We start from the raw sequence: 20,816 nt of genomic DNA, 5'->3' as shown, positions 1-20,816 counted from the left end.
TGGATCGCCAGGTAGGTGGCAACCCGCGATTCGCGTGCAAGACTCATGGGTGACCCACCACGCGCTGGCGGGATTCGGTGAAATTCCGAACCGGCGGTAATGCCCTGCTCCGGCAGGGCTGAGCCCGCGACCCGGACGCCTCACCAAGGCGGACGGTGGATCTGGTGAGACTCCAGAGCCGACGGTTGAGCGGACGGCATTCGTGCCGATCGTTCAGACAGTCCGGATGGGAGACAGCGCGCGGAGCAGGATGAGGGCTCGTTGCGGCGTGCTCTTTCCAGGGCGGCGCGAAGCGTCCCCTCATGTCCTGTTGCGCACCCTTTTCTCCCTCTTCTTTCAGCGCGTGACCGCACCGCGCCGAAAGAGGGAACGCAGATGGTCACCGACGACGAGGCGATGGGCCGCGCGATCGCGCTCGCCGCCCGGGGGCTCGGCACCACCAGCCCCAACCCGGTGGTCGGCTGCGTGCTGCTCAGCGCGGCGGGCGAGGTCGTCGGCGAGGGCTTCCACGCGTACGCGGGCGGGCCGCACGCCGAGATCGTCGCCCTGGCCCAGGCCGGCGAGCGCGCCCGCGGCGGCACCGCCGTGGTCACCCTGGAGCCCTGCAACCACACCGGCCGCACCGGCCCCTGCGCCCAGGCGCTGATCAACGCCGGCATCGTCCGGGTGGTCATCGCCGTCGACGACCCGACGCCGGTCGCGGCCGGGGGAGCGGCGACGCTGCGCGACGCCGGGGTGCGGATCGAGACCGGCACAGGCCGGGCCGAGGCCGAGGACGGCAACGTCGCCTGGCTGACCGCCGTGCGCCGCAGCCGGCCGTACGTGACCTGGAAGTACGCGGCCACCCTGGACGGGCGTTCCGCCGCCGCGGACGGCACCAGCCAGTGGATCACCTCCGCGCCCTCCCGCAGCGACGTGCACAAGCTGCGCAGCACGGTCGACGCGATCGTCGCCGGGGTCGGCACGATCATCGCCGACGACCCCCAGCTCACCGTCCGTGACCTGCGTGACGGCAGCCTCGCGATCAAGCAGCCCTGGCGGGTCGTGGTGGACTCCTCCGGGCGTACCCCCGCCACCGCCCGCATCCGCGACCAGGCCGCACCCACCTGGATCGCGACGGCGGCCGAGGTCGGGGCCGGCCCCGACGGCCACGTCGACCTGACCGCTCTGCTCGGCGAGTTGTACGCCCGCGGCGTGCGGGCCGTGCTCCTGGAGGGCGGTCCCACCCTGGCCGGCGGCTTCCTCGCGGCGGGCCTGATCGACAAGGTCGTCGGCTACATCGCGCCGAAGATGCTCGGCGCCGGCCAGCCTTCCCTGGTCGGCGCGGGCGTCACCACCATCGCCGAGGCCATCGAGCTGGATCTCACCGACATCGCGCGGGTCGGACCCGACCTGCGTTTCACCGCGTCGCTCCGAGCCAAGGAGGCCTGATGTTCACGGGAATCGTCGAGGAACTGGGTGAGGTCGTGTATCTCACCGACGCCGGGGGCGACTCGGCGGTCATCGCCGTGCGCGGGCCCGTCGTCACCACCGACGCGCGGCACGGCGACTCGATCTCGGTCAACGGCGTCTGCCTGACCGTCATCGACAACGTCGACGGCGTCTTCACCGCCGACGTGATGGGCGAGAGCCTGCGGCGCTCGTCGCTCGGCGTGCTGGCGCCGGGCAGCCAGGTCAACCTGGAACGGGCCGCGACGGTCGGCTCCCGGCTCGGCGGGCACCTCGTGCAGGGCCACGTCGACGGCGTCGGCCGGGTCGTCGCCCGCGAGCCGGCCGACGAGTGGGAGGTGCTGCGCTTCTCGCTCCCGCCGGAGCTGTCCCGCTACGTGGTCGAGAAGGGCTCGATCACCGTGGACGGGGTCTCGCTCACCGTCATGGCCGTCACCGCCGACACCTTCGACGTCGGCCTGATCCCGACGACGCTCAAGCTCACGGTCCTGGGCGCCAAGTCCGTCGGCGACCCGGTCAACCTCGAGGTCGACGTCATCGCCAAGTACGTCGAGAAGATGCTGGGGGAGAGGTCATGACTACCGACATCGAGCGGGCGATCAAGGACATCGCGGCCGGGCGTCCGGTGATCGTGGTGGACGACGAGGACCGCGAGAACGAGGGCGACCTGATCTTCGCGGCCGAGCTCGCCACGCCGGAGTTGCTCGCGTTCATGGTCCGCTACACCTCCGGCTACATCTGCGTCCCGCTGACCGAGGCCGAGGCCGACCGGCTCGACCTGCCACCGATGTTCCACACCAACCAGGACCGGCGCGGGACCGCGTACGCGGTGACCGTCGACGCCCGGGAGGGCATCGGCACCGGCATCTCGGCCGCCGACCGCGCGCACACCATCCGGCTGCTGGGCTCCGCCGAGACCCAGCCCACCGACCTGTCCCGGCCCGGCCACGTCGTGCCGCTGCGGGCCAAGGCCGGCGGCGTGCTGCGCCGGCCGGGCCACACCGAGGCCGCGATCGACCTGGCCGTGCTCGCCGGCCTGCGCCCCGCCGGCGTGCTCTGCGAGATGATCAACGACGACGGCACCATGATGCGGATGCCCGACCTGGAGAAGTTCGCGGCCGAGCACGACCTGGCGCTGATCAGCATCGCCGACCTCATCGCCTACCGGCGCCGGCACGAGAGCCAGATCGAGCGGGTCGTCGAGACCCGGCTGCCGACCGAGCACGGCGACTTCACCGCCGTGGGCTACCGCACCGACGTGGCCGGGGCCGAGCACGTCGCGCTGGTCTTCGGCGAGCTCGGCGACGGCGAGGACGTGCTGGTCCGGGTGCACTCCGAGTGCCTGACCGGGGATGTCTTCGGCTCGGTGCGCTGCGACTGCGGGCCGCAGCTGGACGCCGCCCTCGACCGGGTCGCCGAGGCCGGGCGCGGGGTCGTGCTCTACATGCGTGGGCACGAGGGGCGCGGCATCGGCCTGCTGCACAAGCTGCAGGCATACCAGTTGCAGGACCGAGGTCTCGACACCGTGGACGCGAATCTGGAGCTGGGCCTGCCCGCCGACGCCCGCGACTACGGCACCGGCGCGCAGATCCTCTACGACCTGGGCGTGCGTTCGATGCGGCTGCTGACCAACAATCCCGCCAAGCGCGCCGGGCTGGAGGGCTACGGCCTGACCATCAGCGGGCGCGAGGAGTTGCCCGTGCGGCCGCACCCGGAGAACGTGCGGTATCTGCGGACCAAGCGGGACAGGATGGGCCACCTCTTCGAGGCGCTGGGCTAAACCCCGGCGCCGCCATGGCGACCGGTAGTTAACTGAGGCAAAGAGGGGGCAACATGGCCGGTTTCGGGGATCCGCACCTGGGCACCGTCGACGCCGCCGGGCTCAAGCTCGGCATCGTCGGCTCACGCTGGCACGCCGACCTGGTCGACCACATGGTCGAGCGGGCGCAGGCGGCGGCCAAGGCGTGCGGCGTGGACGACGTGATCGTGGCCCGGGTGGCCGGCTCGGTCGAGCTGCCCATCGTCGCGCAGGCGCTGGCCAAGCGCTGCGACGCGGTGGTGGCGCTGGGGGTGGTGATCCGCGGCGAGACCGCGCACTTCAACTACGTCAACGACGCGGTGACGGCCGGGCTGACCCGGGTGTCGCTCGACGAGCAGACCCCGGTCGCGCACGGCGTGCTGACCGTGGAGAGCCTCGGCCAGGCCAAGGACCGGGCCGGCCTGGAGGACTCGATCGAGGACAAGGGCTGGCAGGCCACGGTCGCGGTGCTGGACGCGGTCATCGCCATCCGCGACCTCGGCAAGAGCTGAGGGACGACCGGGCTGACGCTCCGTCGATGATCGGTTAGCTTGGATCCCTCAGGCTCGGCCGTCAGGGGGAAGCGTTGCCCGACTCGTTGCGCCGTGCCCGGATCGCGGCCGGGTTGCTCTTCCTCCTCTACGGCGCGCTCATCGGCACCTGGACGGCGCGCATCCCGGCGGTGAAGGAGCAGCTGGGCCTCAGCGACGGGCGGCTCAGCATCGCCCTGGTCGGGCTCGCCCTCGGCGCGGTGACTGGCATGCAGCTCTCCGGCCGGCTGGTCGACCGGTACGGCAGCCGGCGGATCATGATCCCGGCGGCGCTGGTCGACGGTTTTTTCCTGCTGCCGGTCGCCTTGGCCGGATCGCTGGCGGCGCTGACGGCGGCCCTGTTCGTCTTCGGCGTGGTCCACGGGATCCTGAACATCGCGATGAACGCCCGCGGGGTGGAGATCGAGCACGCGGCCGAGCGGCCGATCATGTCGTCGTTCCATGCGGTCTACAGCATCGGCGGGTTTCTCGGCGCGGTTCTCGGCGGCCTGGCCGCGGCGGCGGGTGCCGGCCCGCTGGGCACCTTCGCCATGGTGGCCGCGCTGGGAGCCGCGCTCGCCTGGTGGTCGCGCCGCTGGTCCGGAGCGGTGCCGGCGCCGGACGGGCCGGCGGCCACGAGCGGCGGTGCGACCGATACGGGTCGGGCCGGGCGTGTCCGGGGTGCTCCTGCTCGGCACCCTCGCCCTGTGCGCCCTCGTCGGCGAGGGGGCGGCGGCCGACTGGAGCACCGTCTATCTGCGGGACAACCTGCTCAGCACGGAGGGCTTCGCGGCTGCGGCGTTCGCGGCGTTCTTCATCGCGATGACGGCCGGCCGGCTGACCGGCGACCGGCTGGCCGCCCGCTTCGGCGCCGTGCGGCTGGTCCGCGGCTGCGGCCTGCTCGCCGCCGGTGGGCTCGGCACGGCGCTGCTGGTGTCGCATCCCGTGGCGGGCGTGATCGGCTTCGGCTGCCTCGGCGCCGGGCTGTCCTGCGTCGCCCCGCAGGTGTTCTCGGCCGCCGGTCACCGCAACCCGGGACGGCCCGCCCAGGCCATCGCGCGGGTCGCGAGCATCGGCTGGCTCGGCTTCTTCGCCGGACCGGTGCTGATCGGCGGCGCGGCCGAGGCGGTCGGTCTGCCGGCGGCGCTGGTCATCCCGGTGCTGCTGGCGCTGCTGGTCGCCGTGGCCGCCGGCGCACTGCGACCGGTCCGGGCCGTCGCGGTCAGTTAGTCGACGATGAACAGCCGCGCGCCGGTCCGGGTGGACGACCGGTGCGGCTCGGCGTCGTCGGCCACCTGGTAACTCTGGCCGGGGGTGAGCCGGAAGCGGCGGCCGTCGGCCAGCTCGGTGTCCAGCTCGCCGTCCAGGCAGAGCAGCACGTGCCCCTTGGTGCACCAGTGGTCGGCCAGGTAGCCGGGGCTGTAGTCGACCATCCGCACCCGCAGCTCCCCGAAGCCCCGGGTGCGCCAGGTCGCGGTGCCGGTCACCCCGGGATGCTCGGTGGCGGCGACGTCCGCCCAATCGGTGACGCCGAACGGCGGATCGGTGAGCTGCATCGGTGTCCCGTCCTCGGATGATCATCGGCGGCCCACCGTAACCGCTTCCCGCTTCGGTCCGGCGGGCGCCGTCATACCCTGTCGATACCTTCGCTTCATGGACGCGCGCGCCCTTTCCGCCGGCGACGTCGCCGTGCTGCCCCTGCCGGACGGCTCTTCCGCCGCCTGCCTCGTGACGTCGGCCGACGACGGTCGGGTGAGCGTGTGTGCGCTCGACTGGCAATCGGCCCACCCGCCAACGGTCGCCGAGTTGGCGCAGGCACAGCCGCTCCGGCTGGATCACCACCTCTTCACCGGCCGCAGGGCGCACCACACCGTCCGGGCCACCGAGGAGGTGCCGCCGTCGTTCGACTGGATCGGCCGCGTGCCGGTGCCGGGCCCGGTCCGGGAGAGGCCGAATTCATACTCGTCCTGGGCGGTGCTCGCCCGTGACGTGATCGGGCAGCGCCGGTGGGACCGGCTGGACCCCGCGGTGCGTGCCGCATACCGGGCGGTGCTCAGCGGTCCGAGCCATGTCGATCTCGACTTCGGCGCCGGGACGGTCACCCTGGACCCCCGCCGCACCACGGCGCTCGATCTCAGCGACGGCACGATCCCGCTGCCGGCGACCGGCGACCCGGGCTGGTCCGCCCTCGACCGACTGGCCCGGTGCACTGCGGTGACGTGGCGCGGTGCTGATCGCGGGCTCACCGCGGCGCTGGCCGCTCGTCCCATCATCACCCGGCTGACCTGGACCGATCCGCCGGGCAGCGTCGACCTGAGCGGCACCGGCCTGACCGACCTGACGATCCGCGGCCGCCTGCCGGTCCAGCTGCGCCTGCCGCCCGGATGCGACGGCCTCGGCCTGGAGCCAGGGACACCCGCCGGATGTGAGGGTGTCGGCTTGGAGTCGGGGAGGCCTGCCGGATGTGAGGGTGTCGGCTTGGAGTCGGGGAGGCCTGCCGGATACGACGGCCTCGGCCTGGAGCCGGGGACGCCTGGACCGGGCTCGTGCACGGTGGCCGCGGACGCGGCCGGACGGTGGCTGTCGTTGCGGTTGGCCGTGACCGATGCCGAGCCCGTGCCGCTGATCCCCGACGGGCTGGAGGCCGTCCGGGAGGTCCGGGTGCTCGCCGCGGGCACCGCCTCGGTCGCGTCCCTGGCGCCCTTGGCGGAGCTGGAGCAGCTGACAGTCCACTTCCGGAAGCCACCGGGCCGGCTGGTCGGCGCCGACACGCTCGCCGGGCACGGCCGGCTGACCGTTCTCACGATCAACGACGCCTACGCGCTGGGGGTCGGCACGCTACCGGACCTCCCGGCACTCACCCGGCTGGAGATCGACGGGGTCCGGCGGTCGGTGGCCACCGGGCTCCGTAGCCGGTATCGGAGGACCGGCACGAGGCTGGTGGTGCGCGGTGCCAAGACCGACATCTGGCTGGCCGCCAACCTCGACAATCCGCTGCGCGACTGGGTCGACGACGACGCCCGCGGGGGAGCGGCCGCCTGCGAGGCCTATGCGGACGCGCTGCGGGCGATCGCCGAGCTGCCGGTCGGCGGCCCGGAGCGACGGGAGCAGGCGATCGGCGTCCTGCACACCATGATCACCCGGCTGAACGCGATCGACGCGAAGCACGAGATGATCGACACCTTGCGGCGCGAGGAGGCCTGCGAGGCCTTCGTGGACCTCGCCGGGCGCGCCGGCATCCCGCCGACCGCGGCCAACGACATGTGCGACAACTGGCGCGATTGGTGACCTGGGGCGTGCGCCTACGGGGCGCCGGGCGGCACGGTCAGAGCCGGCCCGCCTCGATGATGCGGGCCAGGAACTGCCTGGTGCGTGGCTCGGTGGGGGCGCCGAGCACCTGCTCGGGCGGCCCGGCCTCCAGCACCCGGCCGCCGTCCAGGAAGACCACCCGGTCGGCCACCTGCCGGGCGAAGCCCATCTCGTGGGTGGCCAGCACCATGGTCATGCCCTCGTCCTTCAGGCCGCGGATCATGGTCAGCACCTCGCCGACCAGTTCCGGGTCCAGCGCCGAGGTGACCTCGTCGAGCAGCAGCAGCCGGGGGCTGTTGACCAGGGCCCGGACGATGGCGACGCGCTGCTGCTGGCCGCCGGAGAGCCGGTCCGGGTAGCTGTCCGCCTTGTCGGCCAGCCCGACCCGGCCCAGCCACTCCAGCGCCTGGTCCTTGATCTCGGCGGCCGCCCGCTTGTGCACCCGTTCGGGGGCCAGCGTGATGTTGCGCAGCACCGTCATGTGCGGAAACAGGTTGTACGACTGGAACACCATGCCGATCCGCTGCCGCACCACGTCCGGGTCCACCCGCGGGTCGGTGATGTCCTCGCCGTCGAGCCGGATGGTGCCGTCGTCGATGCCGGTGAGCAGGTTGACGCAGCGCAGCAGCGTGGACTTGCCCGAGCCGGAGGCGCCGATCAGCGCCACCACCTGATGCTCGTCCACCTCCAGCGACAGGTCGTCGAGCACCACGTTGGCGCCGAACGTCTTGCGGACGTTCTCGCAGGACAACAGCACGGTCAGGACCCCGCAGACTGACGGCGGGCCGCGCGCAGCGTGACCCAGTCGGTGACGCCGATCAGCGGCAGCGCGAGCAGCACGAACAGCACGCCCGCCACGATGTACGGCGTGTAGTTGGCATCCTGCGCGACGCCGATCTGGGCGGCGCGTACGGCGTCGATCGGGCCGGCCAGCGAGACCAGCCCCACGTCCTTCTGCAGCGCCACCGTGTCGTTGAGCAGCGGCGGCGCCACCCGGCGGATCGCCTGCGGCAGCACCACGTGCCGCATCGTCTGCCGGTAGGTCAGCCCGAGCGACCGGGCCGCGGCGAGCTGGCTGGGATGCACGGATTCGATGCCGGCCCGGAACACCTCGGCCAGGTACGCGCCGTACGTCACGACCAGCGCGGCCCCGCCCAGCACCAGCACCCCCGGGGTGCCCTGCAACCGCAGGCCCGGGATGCCGAAGGCCATCAGGTAGATGACGATGATCAGCGGCAGGCCACGGAACGTGTAGGTGTATCCGGTCGCCAGCGCCCGTACCGGGAAGAAGACCGGCCCGCGCAGCGTGCGCAGGGTGGCGATCAGCAGCCCGAGCGCGAGCGCCAGCGTCGCGCAGACGACCAGCAGCCGGACGTTGAGCCAGAGGCCGTCGAGGATCTCCGGCAGGTAGCGCCAGGCCACCTCGGGGCTGAAGAACGACTGCTTGACCCTGTCCCAGCCGGGCGCGCCGGTGACCGCGAACGCGAGCAGCGCGCCGACGACGGCGGTGGACAGCGCCGCGAGCAGCACGGACCGGATCGTCTGCCGTCGCCGGTAGGCGATCCGCCCGCGCTGGATCTCGGAGGTCGGATGTAGCTCGATGCTCACGAGAGCTCGGGGGCCCCGCCCGTGCTGGCCAGCCACTGCTTCGCCAGCACCGCGAGGGTGCCGTCCTGGCGCAGCTGGTCGACGGCCTGGGAGACGCAGCCGGTCAGCGGGGAGTCGAGGTCGAGCACCAGGCCGAACTGTTCCGGCACGCCGACCTGCGGCAGCTGGCCGACGATCACGCCGTTCTCCAGCTCGGCCGCGGTCATGTAGAAGGCGGTCGGCAGGTCCACCACGATGCCGTCGACCTGCCCGTTCTCCAGGGCGGCCTTGGCGTCGTCGTTGTTGTTGAAGACCAGGGCCTTGGCGTCCGGCTTGATGAGCTCGGTGATCGCCTGGTAGCTGGTGGTGCCGACCTGCGCACCGAGCTTGGCGCCCTTGAACTCGGCGATCGTCTTGGCGCCGGCGATCTTCGAGCCCTTGGTGCTGATGACCGTCTGCCGGACCAGGTAGTACGGCGAGGAGAAGTCGACGGCCTTGCGCCGCTCGGGCGTGATCGAGAACTGGTTGATGTCGAAGTCGAACGTCTTCGGGCCGGGCGCGATGGCGTTGTTGAACGTCACGTTCGTCCAGACCACGTTCGCCGCCGGATACCCGAGGCGCTCGGCGACCTGGTATGCGACCGCCGACTCGAAGCCCTTGCCGTTGGCGGGCTTGTTGTCGCTGAACCACGGCTCGTACGCCGGGTTGTCGGTGCCGATCGTGAGCTTGCCGGGGGCCTGGGTGTCGAGCCCGCCGGGCGCGCAGGCGAGACCGGTGGCGGAGGCCGACCCGCCGGCCGAGGGGCTGTTCTCATCGGCCGGGGCGCAGCCGGCGATGGCGGTGAGGAGTACGGCCGCGCTGCTCAGCGCGGCGAGGGTGTTTCTGCTGACCATGCCCGCGAGCCTAAGCCACGTCCCAACCGGTGGGGTCGTCCGTCGCCATCCCGTGATGAGCTGCCACAATCGTCTCCCGTGAAGACGTTCGAAGAGTTGTTCGCCGAGTTGCAGGCGAAGGCGGTGGAGCGGACCCCGGGTTCCTCCACTGTCGCGGCGCTGGACCGGGGCGTGCACTTCATCGGGAAGAAGGTCGTCGAAGAGGCGGCCGAGTCCTGGATGGCCGCCGAGCACGAGGGGCCGGAGCGGGCCGCCGAGGAGATCTCTCAGCTGCTCTACCAGGCACAAGTCCTGATGATCGCCACCGGGCTCGAGCTCAAGGACGTGTACCGACATCTCTGACGTGCCCTCCGCCTCAATCGAAACCGATCGAAGGAGCACGTCGATGCTGCGCATCGCCATTCCGAACAAAGGGACCCTGTCCGCTCCGGCCGCCCAGATGCTGCGCGACGCCGGCTACCGCCAGCGCACCGACCTCAAGGACCTCGTCTGCCGTGACGAGGCCAACAATGTCGAGTTCTTCTACCTGCGTCCCCGCGACATCGCCACGTACGTGGGCTCGGGTGACCTGGATCTCGGTATCACCGGCCGGGACCTGCTCGTCGACTCCGGCGTGCCCGCCACCGAGGTGCTGGACCTGAGCTTCGGCGGGGCCACGTTCCGCTGGGCCGCCCCGGCCGGCGCGCTGGCCTCCGCCGACGAGATCGGCGGCCGGCGCATCGCCACGGCGTACCCGGGTGTCGTCCAGCGGTATCTGGACGAGCACGAGCTCAAGGCCGAGGTGGTCCGCCTGGACGGCGCGGTCGAGAACGCGGTCCGGCTCGGCGTCGCCGACCTGATCGCCGACGTGGTCGAGACCGGCACGACGCTGCGCCAGGCCGGCCTGGTCACCCTCGGCGAGCCGATCCTGCGCAGCTCCGCGATCTTGATCGGCCGCCGTCCAGCCGGGGAATCCGGCCCGGCGGCCCAGCTCGTCCGGCGGCTGCAGGGCGTGCTGGTGGCCCGCAGCTTCGTGATGCTGGCCTACGACGTCCGCGCCGACCTGCTGGAGAACGCCACCGCGCTGACTCCGGGCATCGAGTCGCCGACCGTGTCGCCGCTGCACCGTGAGGGCTGGGTCGCCGTGCAGGCGATGGTCCGGCGCACCGACGTGCACCGGATCATGGACGAGCTCTACGAGCTCGGCGCGCGAGCCATCCTGGTCACCGACATCTCCAACTGCCGACTGTGACGGGCCAGATGGGAGGTCTTCAGTCCGGTCAAGGGCGGTGGCGGGGTGGTCGGATCGGGGGCACAGTGGTGGACGTGAGTTCCACAGAAGCGCCCGTCGTGTTCCGGCCCCGGCGCATCCGCTGGGTGGCCGGCTTCTCGGCCGCCGCCGTGGTCATCCTGTTCACCGCGCTCAGCTTCGGCCTGCACGGCTCGACCGGCGAGAACATGGGCGAATATCAGCGCGGCGACCAGACCGCGATGATCGGCCTCGGCATCCTGATCGGGCTGGGCATCCTGGCGTTCACCCGCCCGCGCGCGACGGCCGACGCCGACGGCGTCCGGGTCCGCAACGTGATCGGCGGCTACGACCTGCCCTGGACGGCGGTGCGGGCGGTGCGCTTCGACCGCAACTCGCCGTGGGCGACCCTGGAGCTGCACGACGACGAGACCGTGTCGGTGCACGCGCTGCAAGCGGCCGACAAGGAGTACGCCGTGGAGGGTGTTCGTGCACTTCGCGCCCTCCATACGGCAGCCGGTTCCTGAGCTGGTAGACTCGTCCGGTAGTCGACCACGCCCCTGTGCCTTGAGGGGCGCGAAAGAGGAGCCCGCCGGTTCCCACCCAGTCACTGGAGAAGTGGCTGGGTCCGGTCAACCGCCCCGGGAATATCCCGGGGTCGGTGTGCGTCCTCATGGACGCCGATGACCGGTCGAGCGGGCCCTGGCATTCGTGCCGGGGCCTTCTGCTTTCCTCGGCGCCCTGCACCAGTGGGCGCGAGGGCCGACCGACATTGGCAGTGCGCTTTCCCCGCGGCGCAAGACCGAGGGGGAAGGACATCCACTAGATCGTTCTGAGGAGGCCCCATCAGCGTCGAACCACGCATTAACGAGCAGATCCGGTCGAGGGAAGTCCGACTCGTCGGCCCCGAGGGTGAGCAGGTGGGCATCGTCCCGCTGGAGCGCGCCCTGCAGCTGGCCGCGGACGTTGATCTGGATCTGGTCGAGGTGGCACCGATGGCGCGCCCGCCGGTGTGCAAGCTCATGGACTTCGGCAAGTTCAAGTACGAGAGTGCACTCAAGGCGCGCGAAGCCCGGCGCAACCAGCAGCAGACCGTCATCAAGGAAATGAAGCTCCGCCCGAAGATCGACCCGCACGACTACGAGACCAAGAAGGGTCACGTCGTCCGGTTCCTCAAGGCGGGTGACAAGGTCAAGGTCACGATCATGTTCCGTGGTCGTGAGCAGAGCCGCCCCGAGCTGGGTTTCCGGCTCCTGCGCAGGCTCAGCGAGGAGATCTCGGAGCTGGGTTTCGTCGAGGCCAGTCCGAAGCAGGACGGCCGAAACATGATCATGGTGCTGGCTCCGCACCGGGCCACCAAGGCCGCCGCGGCAGCCGTCATCGCGGCCAACGCGCGCCCGCCACGGGAGCCGCGCGAAGGCGATGAGGCCGAGGCACCACCGGCCGAGGCTGCTGCCGACACCAGCGCCGTAACCGCAGAGTAGTTATCAGAAAGAGGCGTTCCGAGTGCCGAAGATGAAGAGCCACACCGGCATGGGCAAGCGGGTGAAGGTCACCGGTAAGGGCAAGATCGTGCGTGAGCTGGCCGGCAAGCGCCACCTGCTCGAGGGCAAGTCCTCGCACGTCACCCGCCGGATGACCGGTACGGTCACGGTGGCCAAGGCCGACACCAAGCGAGTCAAGAAGATGCTGGGCCGCTGACGCGCGCGCCACACACGTTCCTCTGTTAGGAGTACTGAAATGGCACGCGTCAAGCGGGCAGTGAACGCCCAGAAGAAGCGCCGTACGCTGCTGGAGACCGCCAGCGGCTACCGCGGACAGCGCTCGCGGCTGTACCGCAAGGCCAAGGAGCAGGTGCTGCACTCGATGCAGTACGCGTACCGCGACCGCCGTGACCGCAAGGGCGACTTCCGCCAGCTGTGGATCACGCGCATCAACGCGGGCGCGCGGGCCAACGGCATGACCTACAACCGCCTGATCCAGGGCCTGCGCCTGGCCGGCGTCGAGGTGGACCGCAAGATCCTGGCCGACATGGCCGTCAACGACGCCGCCTCGTTCGCGGCGATCGTCGAGATCGCGCGGGCCGCCGTGGCGGCCGAGGGCACCGGCGGCGCCGCCGCCCAGGCTGCCTGATCCGTAGCACTTTTTCGGGGCGTCTTCCGGTCACCGGGGGACGCCCCGATGCTGTTCCGACCCCGGAGGACACGTGACCTTCTCACCCCGTACCCCCCGGATTGTCGCGGCCCGGCGCCTGCAGCGCCGCCGCGACCGCGATCAGACCGGCCGCTTCCTGGCGGAAGGCCCGCAGGCGGTGCGATCCGCCCTGGTCGCGGGGGTCGTCCTGGAGCTGTTCGGTACGGACGCGGCCCTGTCGCGGCACGCCGACCTGGCCGCCCAGGCTCCCGTGGTGTCCCCGGTGACCGAGGACGGCATCGCGGCGCTGGCCGAGACGGTCCAGCCGCAGGGCCTGGTGGCGGTGTGCGAGCAGGTGCACGTGCCGCTGGCCGAGGCCCTCGCCAAGGGGCCGCGCCTGGTGGCGGTGGCCGCCGAGATCCGCGACCCGGGCAACGCGGGAACGGTGCTGCGCACCGCCGACGCGGCCGGCGCCGGTGCGGTGATCTTCGCGGGCGACGCGGTCGACCCCTACAACGGCAAGTGCGTCCGGGCGTCCGCCGGCAGCCTCTTCAACGTCGACGTGGTCCGCTCCCCGCTGCGGGTGGTCGACGAACTGCGCGACTTCGGACTGCGGGTCCTCGCCACGACCGGCTACGGCGACGTCGACCTCGACGAACTGCTCGACGACGGCTCGCTGACCGGGCCGACGGCCTGGCTGTTCGGCTCGGAGGCGCACGGCCTGCCGGAAGACCTGCTCAAGGCGGCGGACAAGCGTGTCCGAGTGCCGATCTACGGCGCCGCGGAAAGCCTCAACCTCGCCGCCGCGGCGGCGGTGTGCCTCTACGCATCCGCCCGCGCTCAGCGCTGAGCGGTCAGCGCTGTAGTCCTCCGCCGGGGCGGAACTCGGAGTTGAGCCGGCGCGCGGTCAGCCGTAGGTTCGGCCGGTGAGTCCAGACGAGATGATCGAGGCCGCCCTCGCCCGACCTCGGCGGGAGCGACGGTCGGCGCCATGCAACCACGTACGACCGGAATTTGATCCGGGCGCGGCCACGACGGACCGGGACCGGGAATTCGAGGTTGTCCTTCGCGGTATGCTGCCACCATGCGCCGAGTGCACCCGATGATGTTTACCCAGCCCGCTGGTCGCGGGCGCCGGGTCTGACACTCCTGCGCGACTCCCGCTGACCGGCGGGCTGCGGCTCAGCCGCGCCTCCGTACACTGCCCGATGGCTCATCCGGTGTGAGGGAGTTCGCCCGACCATGTCTTACCGCAACGATCCGTACGATCCGAAGCAGGCTGTCCTGCTCGCCCCCGAGGCTCTTGAGGCCGCCGTCGCCGACGCCGAGAAGGCGTTCGCCGGCGCGAGCGACCTCGACGCGCTCGGTGCGCTCAAGTCCGTCCATCTCGGCGACCGCTCGCCCATTTCGCTGGCCCGGCGCGAGATCGGTTCGCTGCCGCCGCACGCCAAGTCGGAGGCCGGCAAGCGGGTCAACATCGCCCGGCAGTCCGTGCAGGGCGCCTTCGACGCGCGGCTGGCCGAGCTGGAGCTGGAGCGGGCCGCCCGGGTCCTGGTCGAGGAGCGCGTCGACGTCTCCCTGCCGTGGGACCGTGCCCCGCGTGGCGCCCGGCATCCGCTGACCACGCTGATGGAGCACATGGGCGACCTGTTCGTCGGCATGGGCTATTCGGTCGTCGACGGCCCCGAGCTGGAGCTCGAGTGGGCGAATTTCGACGCGCTCAACATCGGGCCGGACCACCCGGCGCGCGGGCTCATGGACACGTTCTACGTGGACCTGCCCGGCCTGGTCATGCGCACGCACACCTCGCCCGGTCAGGTGCGCACCATGCTGACCCAGCAGCCGCCGATCTACGTCGTCTGCCCGGGCCGGGTCTACCGCACCGACGACCTGGACGCGACGCACAGCCCGGTGTTCCACCAGATCGAGGGCCTCGTCGTCGACGAGGGCATCACGATGGCCCACCTCAAGGGCACCCTTGACCACTTCGCCAGGGCGATGTTCGGGCCCGACGCGCGGACCCGCTGGCGCCCGCACTACTTCCCGTTCACCGAGCCGTCCGCGGAGTTCGACGTCTGGTTCGCGCAGCACCGCGACGGCCCGCGCTGGGTCGAGTGGGGTGGCTGCGGCATGGTCAACCCGCGGGTGCTGACCGCCAGCGGCATCGACCCCGAGCGGTATTCGGGTTTCGCATTCGGCATGGGTGTCGAGCGCACGCTGATGTTCCGGAACGGGGTCAGCGACATGCACGACATGGTGGAGGGTGACGTCCGGTTCACCCGCAACTTCGGTATGGCGGTCTGATCATGAAGCTGTCCCTGTCCTGGCTCCGCGAGTACGTGGAGCTGCCGGCGGCGCTGTCCGCCGACGAGCTGGAGCGCAAGCTGGTCGACCTGGGCATCGAGGTCGAGTCGATCGTCGACCAGGCAGCCACGATCAAGGGTGAGCTGGTCGTCGGGCGGGTGCTCGAGATCGAGGAGCTGACCGGTTTCAAGAAGCCGATCCGCTTCACCCGCGTCGACGTGGGCAACCCCGCGCCGCAGGAGATCGTCTGCGGCGCGCGCAACTTCGCGGTCGGCGACCTCGTCGTGGTCATCCTGCCCGGCGGCGAGCTGCCCGGCGGGTTCAAGATCGGCGCCCGCAAGACGTACGGGCACAACTCCAACGGCATGATCTGCTCCGCCGCCGAGCTCGGGCTCAGCGGCGACCACTCCGGCATCATCGTGCTGCCGGCGAGCTCGGCCGTGCCCGGCGTGGACGCGCGGCCGATCGTCGGGCTCGACGACGTGGTCCTGGACCTGGAGATCACCCCGGACCGCGGCTACGAGATGAGCGTGCGGGGCGTGGCGCGCGAGCTGTCCTACGCGTACGCGTCGGCGTACACGGACCCTGGCACCGTGCCGGCTCCAGGCGGGACCGCCGAGGTGCCCCACGAGGTCCGGCTCGAGGACACGATCGGCTGTGACCGCTTCGCGGCGCGCGTGGTCCGGGGCATCGACCCGTCCGCGCCGTCGCCGGCGTGGATGCAGCGCCGGCTCATCACCGCCGGGGTCCGCACGATCTCGCTGGCCGTCGACATCACCAACTACGTGATGCTCGAGCTGGGCCAGCCGATGCATGTGTTCGACCTGAACAGGCTGCGCGGCGGCCTGATCGTGCGCCGCGCCCACCCGGGGGAGAAGCTGACCACCCTGGACGGTGTCGCGCGCGTGCTCGACGCCGAGGACATGGTGATCTGCGACGACTCGGGGCCGATCTCGCTGGCCGCGGTCATGGGCGGCGAGACCAGCGAGGTGCAGCCGGACACGGTGGACGTGCTGCTGGAGGCCGCGCACTGGGATCCGGTGATGGTCGGCCGCACGGCCCGGCGGCACAAGCTGTTCAGCGAGGCCGCGAAGCGCTGGGAGCGCGGCGTCGACCCGCGACTGCCGCTGGTCGCCATCGACCGGGCGGTCGCGCTGCTGACCGAGCACGCGGGTGGCACGGTGGACGAGCGGGTGCTCGACCTCGACCACGTCGTCCCCGCGGCCCCGGTGCTGCTCGACACCTCGCTGGCGACCCGGCGCATCGGCGTGGCGTACGACGCCGAGCAGGTGACCACCCTGCTCGGCCAGGTCGGCTGCACCGTGCGGGGCGTCGAGCCGCTCGAGGTCACCCCGCCGTCCTGGCGGCCCGACCTGGTGGCGCCGGTCGACCTCGTCGAGGAGGTGGCCCGGCTCGGCGGCTACGACGCCATCCCGAGCATCCTGCCGCCGGCGCGCGGCGGCGGCGGGTTCACCCCCGCGCAGCTGCGCCGGCGCACGGTCGGCCGCGCGCTGGCCGAGAACGGCTACGTCGAGGTGCTGTCGTACCCGTTCGTGGCGCCCGGCGTGGCGGAGGCCTTCGGCCTGGCGGTGGACGACGCGCGGCGCAGCGCGGTGCGGCTGACCAACCCGCTGTCGGAGCAGGAGCCGCTGCTGCGCACCTCCCTGCTGGCGTCGCTGGTCGGCACGCTCAAGCGCAACCTGGGCCGGGGCGAGCGCGACCTGGCGCTCTACGAGGCGGGCACGGTCTTCCTGCCGCACCTGACGGCCACCGCGCCGCCGGCGCTCGGCGTCGACCACGGTCCGTCCGACGAGGACTGGACGGCGGCGAACGCCATCGTCCCCGAGCAGCCGTGGCGCCTGGCCGCGGTGCTGACCGGGGAGGCGGCACCGGCCGGCTGGTGGGGCGCGGGCCGCCCCGCGACCTGGTCGGACGCGATCGAGGCGGCGCGCGTCGCGCTGTCGGCGGCGGGCATGACCCCAGACCGGATCACGGTACGGGCGGCAGAATACGCCCCGTGGCACCCGGGCCGGTGCGCGGCGATCGCGGTGGACGGCACGGTCATCGGCCACGCGGGCGAGCTGCACCCGGGCGTGCTCTCGGCTCTGGAACTGCCGAAGCGCACGTGCGCGATGGAGCTGGACCTGGACGCGATCCCGGCGACGCCGGTGACCCAGGCGGTGCGGATCTCCACGTTCCCGCCGGCGCTGATCGACGTGGCGCTGGTGGTGGCCGAGTCGGTGCCGGCCGCCGAGGTCGAGGCGGCGCTGGCCGAGGGCGCGGGCCCGCTGCTGGAATCGCTCCGGCTCTTCGACGTGTACGCCTCGGAGCAGGTCGGCGCGGGGCTGAAGAGCCTGGCGTACAAGCTGGCGTTCCGGGCGCCGGACCGGACGCTGACGGTCGAGGAGGCCGTGGCGGCCCGGGACGCGGCGGTGTCGCTGGCGTCGTCGCGAGTGGGAGCCACGCTGCGCGGCGCCTGAGCAAGCAGGTCGGAAGCGGCCGGGATCTCCTGCGGAGGAGGTGCCGGCCGCTTCTGTTCGCGTTACTCGGGTCCGTTCCTGTCTGATCTGGTCGGGTCCGTTCCGGTTCGCGTCGCGCGGGTCCAGGATGGGTGGGTGGACCGCGCCGCAGGACATCCACCCTCCGCCCAGGTCATCCCGCATCGCCGTGCCTTCGTCACCGGTTGGTCAGGAAGGAGACCGCCTCGGTGAGCGCCAGGTCGGTGAGCATCGGGTCGTGCCGGGCACCGACGTCGCGCATGAACGCGTGCTCGCCGCCCGCGTAGACGTGCAGCTCGAGGTCTGTCAGGCCGGCGGCGTAGAGGGCGGACAGGATCTCCAGCCGCGCGTCGGCGGGCACGTGCGGGTCCTGGGAGCCGAAGACGATCATCAGCCGGCCGGGGATGTCGGCGGCGCGGGCCAGTGAGTCCGCCTTGTCGGCGCCGAGCGCGCCGTTGTGCAGGCCGGTCGGATAGAAGCACACCGTCGCCGCGACCCGGGGGTCGAGGGCGGCCCGGAACGCGAGGTGGCCGCCGATGCAGAAGCCCGTCGCGAACAGCGTGGTGACGTCGGCGCGCTGCCCCAGGTAGTCCAGCACCGCGACCCGGTCCTCGTCGAACTGGGCGGTCGTGGTGGCGGCCGCACCCGACAGGCCGGCCTGCTTGCCCGCGTCGTCGAACTCCAGGGCGACCCCGGCCAGCTCGGTGCGGGGGTAGATCTCCGGTGCGCAGACGACGAATCCGGCCGAGGCCAGGCGCCGGGCGGTGCGCAGCGTCGACTCGGTCAACTGGAAGATGTCGGTATACAGCAGCACGCCGGGCCACGGGCCGTCGCCGGCCGGGCTGATGACCACCGAACGGATCTCGTAGCCGGACGCCGGCACCCGTACCTCGTCCTCACGCAGCTTCATCGGATTCCTTCCGTGGATGCTCCGGCCGTCAGGCCGGAGAGGAAACAGAGGCTATCGCCGTGCGGCGCGTCGCCTCGGTTGACACTAGCGGGGTGACTAGTCGGTGGATCGTGTCCGGGGCGGTGAAGCGTTGCGGCAGGAACGGGTCAGCGGGTTCCGCTACCGCGACGGCCGGTGTAAGACCTCAACGGGAGTCCTCCCGGACGGGGCAGTCGCCAGTGAAGCAGGAAACCCGGCGGGCGACCGCCGGAATCCCCCGCCTTAGGCGGATGGAGGAAGCCAAGCCGAGTGACCCTACTGGCGCGCGACGTTCCGCGCGGCCTATTGAGGCATCGCTGGCCGCTCTGGCGGCGGCAGTGACGATCATCGTCGGTGGCGTCGGTGGCGTCGGTGGCGTCGGTGGCGTCGGTGGCGTCGGTGGCGTCGGTGGCGTCGGTGGCGTCGGTGGCGTCGGTGGCGTCGGTGGCGTCGGTGGCGTCGGTGGCGTCGGTGGCGGAGCAGCGCCGGCTCCGTCTCCAGCCGCAGCCGGCGCGCATCTGGTGGTTTCTCACTCGCTCCGTGGTCCTCCTGGCGCTGCACGCCGAGGTGGACCGTCTGACGATTACGCTGTCCGGCAACCGGGGCGCCCCCGGGGAGTGGCAATCCGGCGGCCGGTGTCAGTCGATGGTGTGGCCGCCGTTGACCGTCAGGCGTTCGCCGGTCATGAAGCGGGCCGCGTCGCTCGCCACGAAGGCCACCACGTCCGCGACGTCCTCCGGCTTGCCGAGCCGGCCCAGCGGCACGTCGCGCACGTAGCCCGCGCTGTCTTCCGCCGTCACCACGCCGTGGCGTTCCACCGGGATCCAGCCCGGGGCCACCACGTTGACCGTGATGCCGTGCGGGCCCAGCTCCCTCGCCCAGGTGCGGGCCAGGCCGAGCTGGGCGCCCTTGGCCGCGTTGTAGGCCGAGGCGCCGGGCAGGGCCCGCTCGAAGGAATCCGAGCCGATGTGGATGAAGCGGCCCGTGCCCAGCTCGCGCATGCCCGGCAGGGTCGCCCGCAGCAGCAGGGCCGGGCTCTTCACGAAGAAGATCAGCTGGTCGAGGTGGGCCTGCCAGGAGACCTCGGCGGCCGGGGCGAGCGGCTGTGGCCCGGTCGCGTTGGCCACCACCACCTGCACCGGGCCCAGCTCGGCGGCGACCGCGGCCGCCAGCGTCGTGACCTCGGCCTCGTCGGTGACGTCCGCCCCGAACGAGGCGGCCCGGCCACCCGCCGCGACGATGTCGGCCACCACCCGCTCCGCACCCGGGCGGTCCGAGCGGTAGTTCACCGCGACCGGCCAGCCGTCGGCCGCGAGACGCCGGGCGATCTGGGCGCCCAGCCCTCGTGAGGCGCCGGTGACCAGGGCGCTGCCGGAGATCGGCACGTCACTCTCCCGTCGTGCCGTCGAGCAGCTCACGGACCGCGTCGGCGTGACCCGCGTGCCGGGCGGTCTCGTTGATCAGGTGGATCAGCACGAAGCGCAGATCCGTGCCGTCGTCCGCGCGTGACCGCGTTTCCAGGTCTCGCAGGTCTCGGACCGCGGCGTCGGTGGCCGCGGCGCGCTCGCGGTAGGCCGCGAGGGCGGCCTCGATGGTCAGCTCCGGGCCGGGGAAGTATTCGGCCTCCTCCTTGCCCGTCGGCCGGCCCAGCATCGCGCCGTCGATCCAGCGCCACTCGACGTGGGTGAGGTGGTTGACCAGCCCGAGCAGCGGCAGCAGCTTGCCGTCGGGCCGCCAGCGGGACTGCTCGTCGGTGACGCCGCTCGCCTTGCGCAGCACCGCCCCGCGCAGGAACGCCAGCCAGCGCAGAAAGAGCTCGAGCTCGTCGGGGGTGCCGGTGGGAAAGCCGCTCACATCAGCCCGCCGGCGACCGTGAGCTCCTGGCCGGTGAACTCGCCGGTCAGCATCGGCATCGCGCGCGCGATCGCCGCCCTGGTCTCGGGGAGCTGCAGCGAGGCGTCGTGGTCTGCCTTGCTCTCCCAGACCTCGTTGACCCAGATCAGCTCCGGGTCGGTCTCGGAGACGCCCACCACGTACAGCCGGCAGCCCGCCTGCCGCAGGCCGTCCAGGCCGCTGAGCAGGATCCGCACCACGTCGTCGCGATGGCCCGCCTTCGTGCGCATGGTGGCCAAATAGCCGTACGTCACGTGCTCCTCCTA

Annotated in this window: 24 protein-coding genes, 1 pseudogene and 1 riboswitch; of the genes and pseudogenes, 16 read left to right on the top strand and 9 right to left on the bottom strand. The window is 71.9% G+C overall.

The window, feature by feature from the left end:
• Positions 1-59: 59 nt before the first annotated feature.
• Positions 60-242: riboswitch (FMN riboswitch) on the top strand.
• A gap of 133 nt (positions 243-375) precedes the next feature.
• The 6 genes and pseudogenes from ribD to DMB66_RS62685 all read left to right on the top strand — a co-directional run bounded on the left by ribD (position 376) and on the right by DMB66_RS62685 (position 5,007).
• A complete protein-coding gene (ribD, locus tag DMB66_RS23440) occupies positions 376-1,431 on the top strand; it encodes a bifunctional diaminohydroxyphosphoribosylaminopyrimidine deaminase/5-amino-6-(5-phosphoribosylamino)uracil reductase RibD (RefSeq protein WP_125806275.1) in 1,056 nt (351 codons plus the stop codon).
• Complete coding sequence (locus DMB66_RS23435; protein ID WP_125806274.1) at positions 1,431-2,027, top strand: riboflavin synthase; 597 nt, start codon at positions 1,431-1,433, stop codon at positions 2,025-2,027. The genes ribD and DMB66_RS23435 overlap by 1 nt, the downstream gene beginning before the upstream one ends.
• Positions 2,024-3,229: a bifunctional 3,4-dihydroxy-2-butanone-4-phosphate synthase/GTP cyclohydrolase II gene (locus tag DMB66_RS23430; RefSeq protein ID WP_125806273.1), complete on the top strand. Its 1,206-nt coding sequence runs from the start codon at positions 2,024-2,026 to the stop codon at positions 3,227-3,229. The genes DMB66_RS23435 and DMB66_RS23430 overlap by 4 nt, the downstream gene beginning before the upstream one ends.
• Positions 3,230-3,282: 53 nt before the next feature.
• Positions 3,283-3,759, top strand: coding sequence for a 6,7-dimethyl-8-ribityllumazine synthase (gene ribH / locus DMB66_RS23425; RefSeq protein WP_125806272.1), 477 nt, complete (start codon positions 3,283-3,285; stop codon positions 3,757-3,759).
• A 170-nt stretch (positions 3,760-3,929) separates the two neighbouring features.
• A pseudogene (locus DMB66_RS65995) lies at positions 3,930-4,310 on the top strand (MFS transporter); the annotation flags it as partial.
• A gap of 112 nt (positions 4,311-4,422) precedes the next feature.
• Positions 4,423-5,007, top strand: coding sequence for an MFS transporter (locus DMB66_RS62685; RefSeq protein ID WP_199752585.1), 585 nt, complete (start codon positions 4,423-4,425; stop codon positions 5,005-5,007).
• Here DMB66_RS62685 and DMB66_RS23415 read toward each other — a convergent pair.
• Positions 5,004-5,333, bottom strand: coding sequence for a DHCW motif cupin fold protein (locus DMB66_RS23415; protein WP_125806271.1), 330 nt, complete (start codon positions 5,331-5,333; stop codon positions 5,004-5,006). The two genes, DMB66_RS62685 and DMB66_RS23415, sit on opposite strands and share 4 nt — an antisense overlap.
• Before the next feature lie 97 nt (positions 5,334-5,430).
• On the opposite strand from DMB66_RS23415, the gene DMB66_RS23410 reads away from it, so the two are divergent.
• A complete protein-coding gene (locus DMB66_RS23410; RefSeq protein WP_125806270.1) occupies positions 5,431-7,065 on the top strand; it encodes a hypothetical protein in 1,635 nt (544 codons plus the stop codon).
• Positions 7,066-7,102: 37 nt separating this feature from the next.
• Here DMB66_RS23410 and DMB66_RS23405 read toward each other — a convergent pair whose 3' ends face one another.
• From DMB66_RS23405 to DMB66_RS23395, 3 genes are read right to left on the bottom strand one after another with little or no spacing between them, the layout of a single operon-like run.
• Positions 7,103-7,843 carry an amino acid ABC transporter ATP-binding protein gene (locus DMB66_RS23405; protein WP_125806269.1) on the bottom strand — a complete coding sequence of 247 codons (741 nt, stop codon included), beginning with the start codon at positions 7,841-7,843 and terminating at the stop codon, positions 7,103-7,105.
• Between the two features lie 2 nt (positions 7,844-7,845).
• Positions 7,846-8,694, bottom strand: coding sequence for an amino acid ABC transporter permease (locus tag DMB66_RS23400; protein WP_125806268.1), 849 nt, complete (start codon positions 8,692-8,694; stop codon positions 7,846-7,848).
• Positions 8,691-9,566, bottom strand: coding sequence for an ABC transporter substrate-binding protein (locus tag DMB66_RS23395; RefSeq protein WP_125806267.1), 876 nt, complete (start codon positions 9,564-9,566; stop codon positions 8,691-8,693). The genes DMB66_RS23400 and DMB66_RS23395 overlap by 4 nt, the downstream gene beginning before the upstream one ends.
• A 78-nt stretch (positions 9,567-9,644) precedes the next feature.
• Between DMB66_RS23395 and DMB66_RS23390 the strand changes: the two genes are divergently transcribed.
• The 9 genes from DMB66_RS23390 (at position 9,645) to pheT (ending at position 17,711) form a co-directional block, all read left to right on the top strand.
• Complete coding sequence (locus DMB66_RS23390) at positions 9,645-9,908, top strand: phosphoribosyl-ATP diphosphatase (RefSeq protein WP_125806266.1); 264 nt, start codon at positions 9,645-9,647, stop codon at positions 9,906-9,908.
• Between the two features lie 43 nt (positions 9,909-9,951).
• On the top strand, positions 9,952-10,797 hold the full coding sequence (gene hisG, locus DMB66_RS23385) for an ATP phosphoribosyltransferase (protein ID WP_125806265.1): 846 nt from the start codon (positions 9,952-9,954) through the stop codon (positions 10,795-10,797).
• 65 nt (positions 10,798-10,862) lie between these two features.
• Entirely contained in the window at positions 10,863-11,321 is a 459-nt protein-coding gene (locus tag DMB66_RS23380; RefSeq protein ID WP_370319024.1) for a PH domain-containing protein, read from the top strand.
• A 336-nt stretch (positions 11,322-11,657) separates the two neighbouring features.
• Positions 11,658-12,278, top strand: a complete 621-nt coding sequence (gene infC / locus DMB66_RS23375) for a translation initiation factor IF-3 (protein ID WP_125806263.1) — start codon at positions 11,658-11,660, stop codon at positions 12,276-12,278.
• Positions 12,279-12,300: 22 nt separating this feature from the next.
• Entirely contained in the window at positions 12,301-12,495 is a 195-nt protein-coding gene (rpmI, locus tag DMB66_RS23370; RefSeq protein WP_125806262.1) for a 50S ribosomal protein L35, read from the top strand.
• Positions 12,496-12,534: 39 nt separating this feature from the next.
• Positions 12,535-12,927 (top strand): 50S ribosomal protein L20, encoded by a 393-nt coding sequence (rplT, locus tag DMB66_RS23365; RefSeq protein WP_125806261.1) that lies wholly within the window; start codon positions 12,535-12,537, stop codon positions 12,925-12,927.
• Positions 12,928-13,000: 73 nt separating this feature from the next.
• Entirely contained in the window at positions 13,001-13,777 is a 777-nt protein-coding gene (locus DMB66_RS23360; RefSeq protein ID WP_125806260.1) for an RNA methyltransferase, read from the top strand.
• Positions 13,778-14,169: 392 nt separating this feature from the next.
• Positions 14,170-15,231 carry a phenylalanine--tRNA ligase subunit alpha gene (locus tag DMB66_RS23355; RefSeq protein WP_125806259.1) on the top strand — a complete coding sequence of 354 codons (1,062 nt, stop codon included), beginning with the start codon at positions 14,170-14,172 and terminating at the stop codon, positions 15,229-15,231.
• A 2-nt stretch (positions 15,232-15,233) separates the two neighbouring features.
• Positions 15,234-17,711 (top strand): phenylalanine--tRNA ligase subunit beta, encoded by a 2,478-nt coding sequence (pheT, locus tag DMB66_RS23350; RefSeq protein WP_125806258.1) that lies wholly within the window; start codon positions 15,234-15,236, stop codon positions 17,709-17,711.
• 196 nt (positions 17,712-17,907) lie between these two features.
• On the opposite strand, the gene DMB66_RS23345 is transcribed toward pheT, so the two are convergent.
• From DMB66_RS23345 to DMB66_RS23325, 5 genes are all read right to left on the bottom strand, one after another.
• Positions 17,908-18,639 carry a dienelactone hydrolase family protein gene (locus DMB66_RS23345; RefSeq protein ID WP_125806257.1) on the bottom strand — a complete coding sequence of 244 codons (732 nt, stop codon included), beginning with the start codon at positions 18,637-18,639 and terminating at the stop codon, positions 17,908-17,910.
• Positions 18,640-18,785: 146 nt separating this feature from the next.
• Complete coding sequence (locus DMB66_RS62680; RefSeq protein WP_125806256.1) at positions 18,786-19,190, bottom strand: hypothetical protein; 405 nt, start codon at positions 19,188-19,190, stop codon at positions 18,786-18,788.
• Between the two features lie 105 nt (positions 19,191-19,295).
• Positions 19,296-20,042 (bottom strand): SDR family oxidoreductase, encoded by a 747-nt coding sequence (locus DMB66_RS23335; protein WP_125806255.1) that lies wholly within the window; start codon positions 20,040-20,042, stop codon positions 19,296-19,298.
• A gap of 1 nt (position 20,043) precedes the next feature.
• Entirely contained in the window at positions 20,044-20,511 is a 468-nt protein-coding gene (locus tag DMB66_RS23330; RefSeq protein ID WP_125806254.1) for a DUF664 domain-containing protein, read from the bottom strand.
• Positions 20,508-20,804, bottom strand: coding sequence for a putative quinol monooxygenase (locus tag DMB66_RS23325; RefSeq protein WP_125806253.1), 297 nt, complete (start codon positions 20,802-20,804; stop codon positions 20,508-20,510). Before DMB66_RS23325 ends, DMB66_RS23330 begins: the two co-directional genes overlap by 4 nt.
• Between the last annotated feature and the right edge of the window lie 12 nt (positions 20,805-20,816).

The organism is Actinoplanes sp. ATCC 53533 (genome assembly GCF_003947245.1).
The sequence above is the reverse complement of the archived record's forward strand: the minus strand, read 5'-3'. Positions and strand labels throughout refer to the sequence as shown.

Bases quoted from the DNA above. Each gene is read 5' to 3' on its own strand.
- ribD (WP_125806275.1), top strand. From the start codon at position 376: ATGGTCACCGACGACGAGGCGATGGGCCGCGCGATCGCGCTCGCCGCC.
- DMB66_RS23435 (WP_125806274.1), top strand. From the start codon at position 1,431: ATGTTCACGGGAATCGTCGAGGAACTGGGTGAGGTCGTGTATCTCACC.
- DMB66_RS23430 (WP_125806273.1), top strand. From the start codon at position 2,024: ATGACTACCGACATCGAGCGGGCGATCAAGGACATCGCGGCCGGGCGT.
- ribH (WP_125806272.1), top strand. From the start codon at position 3,283: ATGGCCGGTTTCGGGGATCCGCACCTGGGCACCGTCGACGCCGCCGGG.
- DMB66_RS23415 (WP_125806271.1), bottom strand. From the start codon at position 5,333: ATGCAGCTCACCGATCCGCCGTTCGGCGTCACCGATTGGGCGGACGTC.
- DMB66_RS23410 (WP_125806270.1), top strand. From the start codon at position 5,431: ATGGACGCGCGCGCCCTTTCCGCCGGCGACGTCGCCGTGCTGCCCCTG.
- DMB66_RS23395 (WP_125806267.1), bottom strand. From the start codon at position 9,566: ATGGTCAGCAGAAACACCCTCGCCGCGCTGAGCAGCGCGGCCGTACTC.
- hisG (WP_125806265.1), top strand. From the start codon at position 9,952: ATGCTGCGCATCGCCATTCCGAACAAAGGGACCCTGTCCGCTCCGGCC.
- rplT (WP_125806261.1), top strand. From the start codon at position 12,535: ATGGCACGCGTCAAGCGGGCAGTGAACGCCCAGAAGAAGCGCCGTACG.
- DMB66_RS23355 (WP_125806259.1), top strand. From the start codon at position 14,170: ATGTCTTACCGCAACGATCCGTACGATCCGAAGCAGGCTGTCCTGCTC.
- pheT (WP_125806258.1), top strand. From the start codon at position 15,234: ATGAAGCTGTCCCTGTCCTGGCTCCGCGAGTACGTGGAGCTGCCGGCG.
- DMB66_RS23345 (WP_125806257.1), bottom strand. From the start codon at position 18,639: ATGAAGCTGCGTGAGGACGAGGTACGGGTGCCGGCGTCCGGCTACGAG.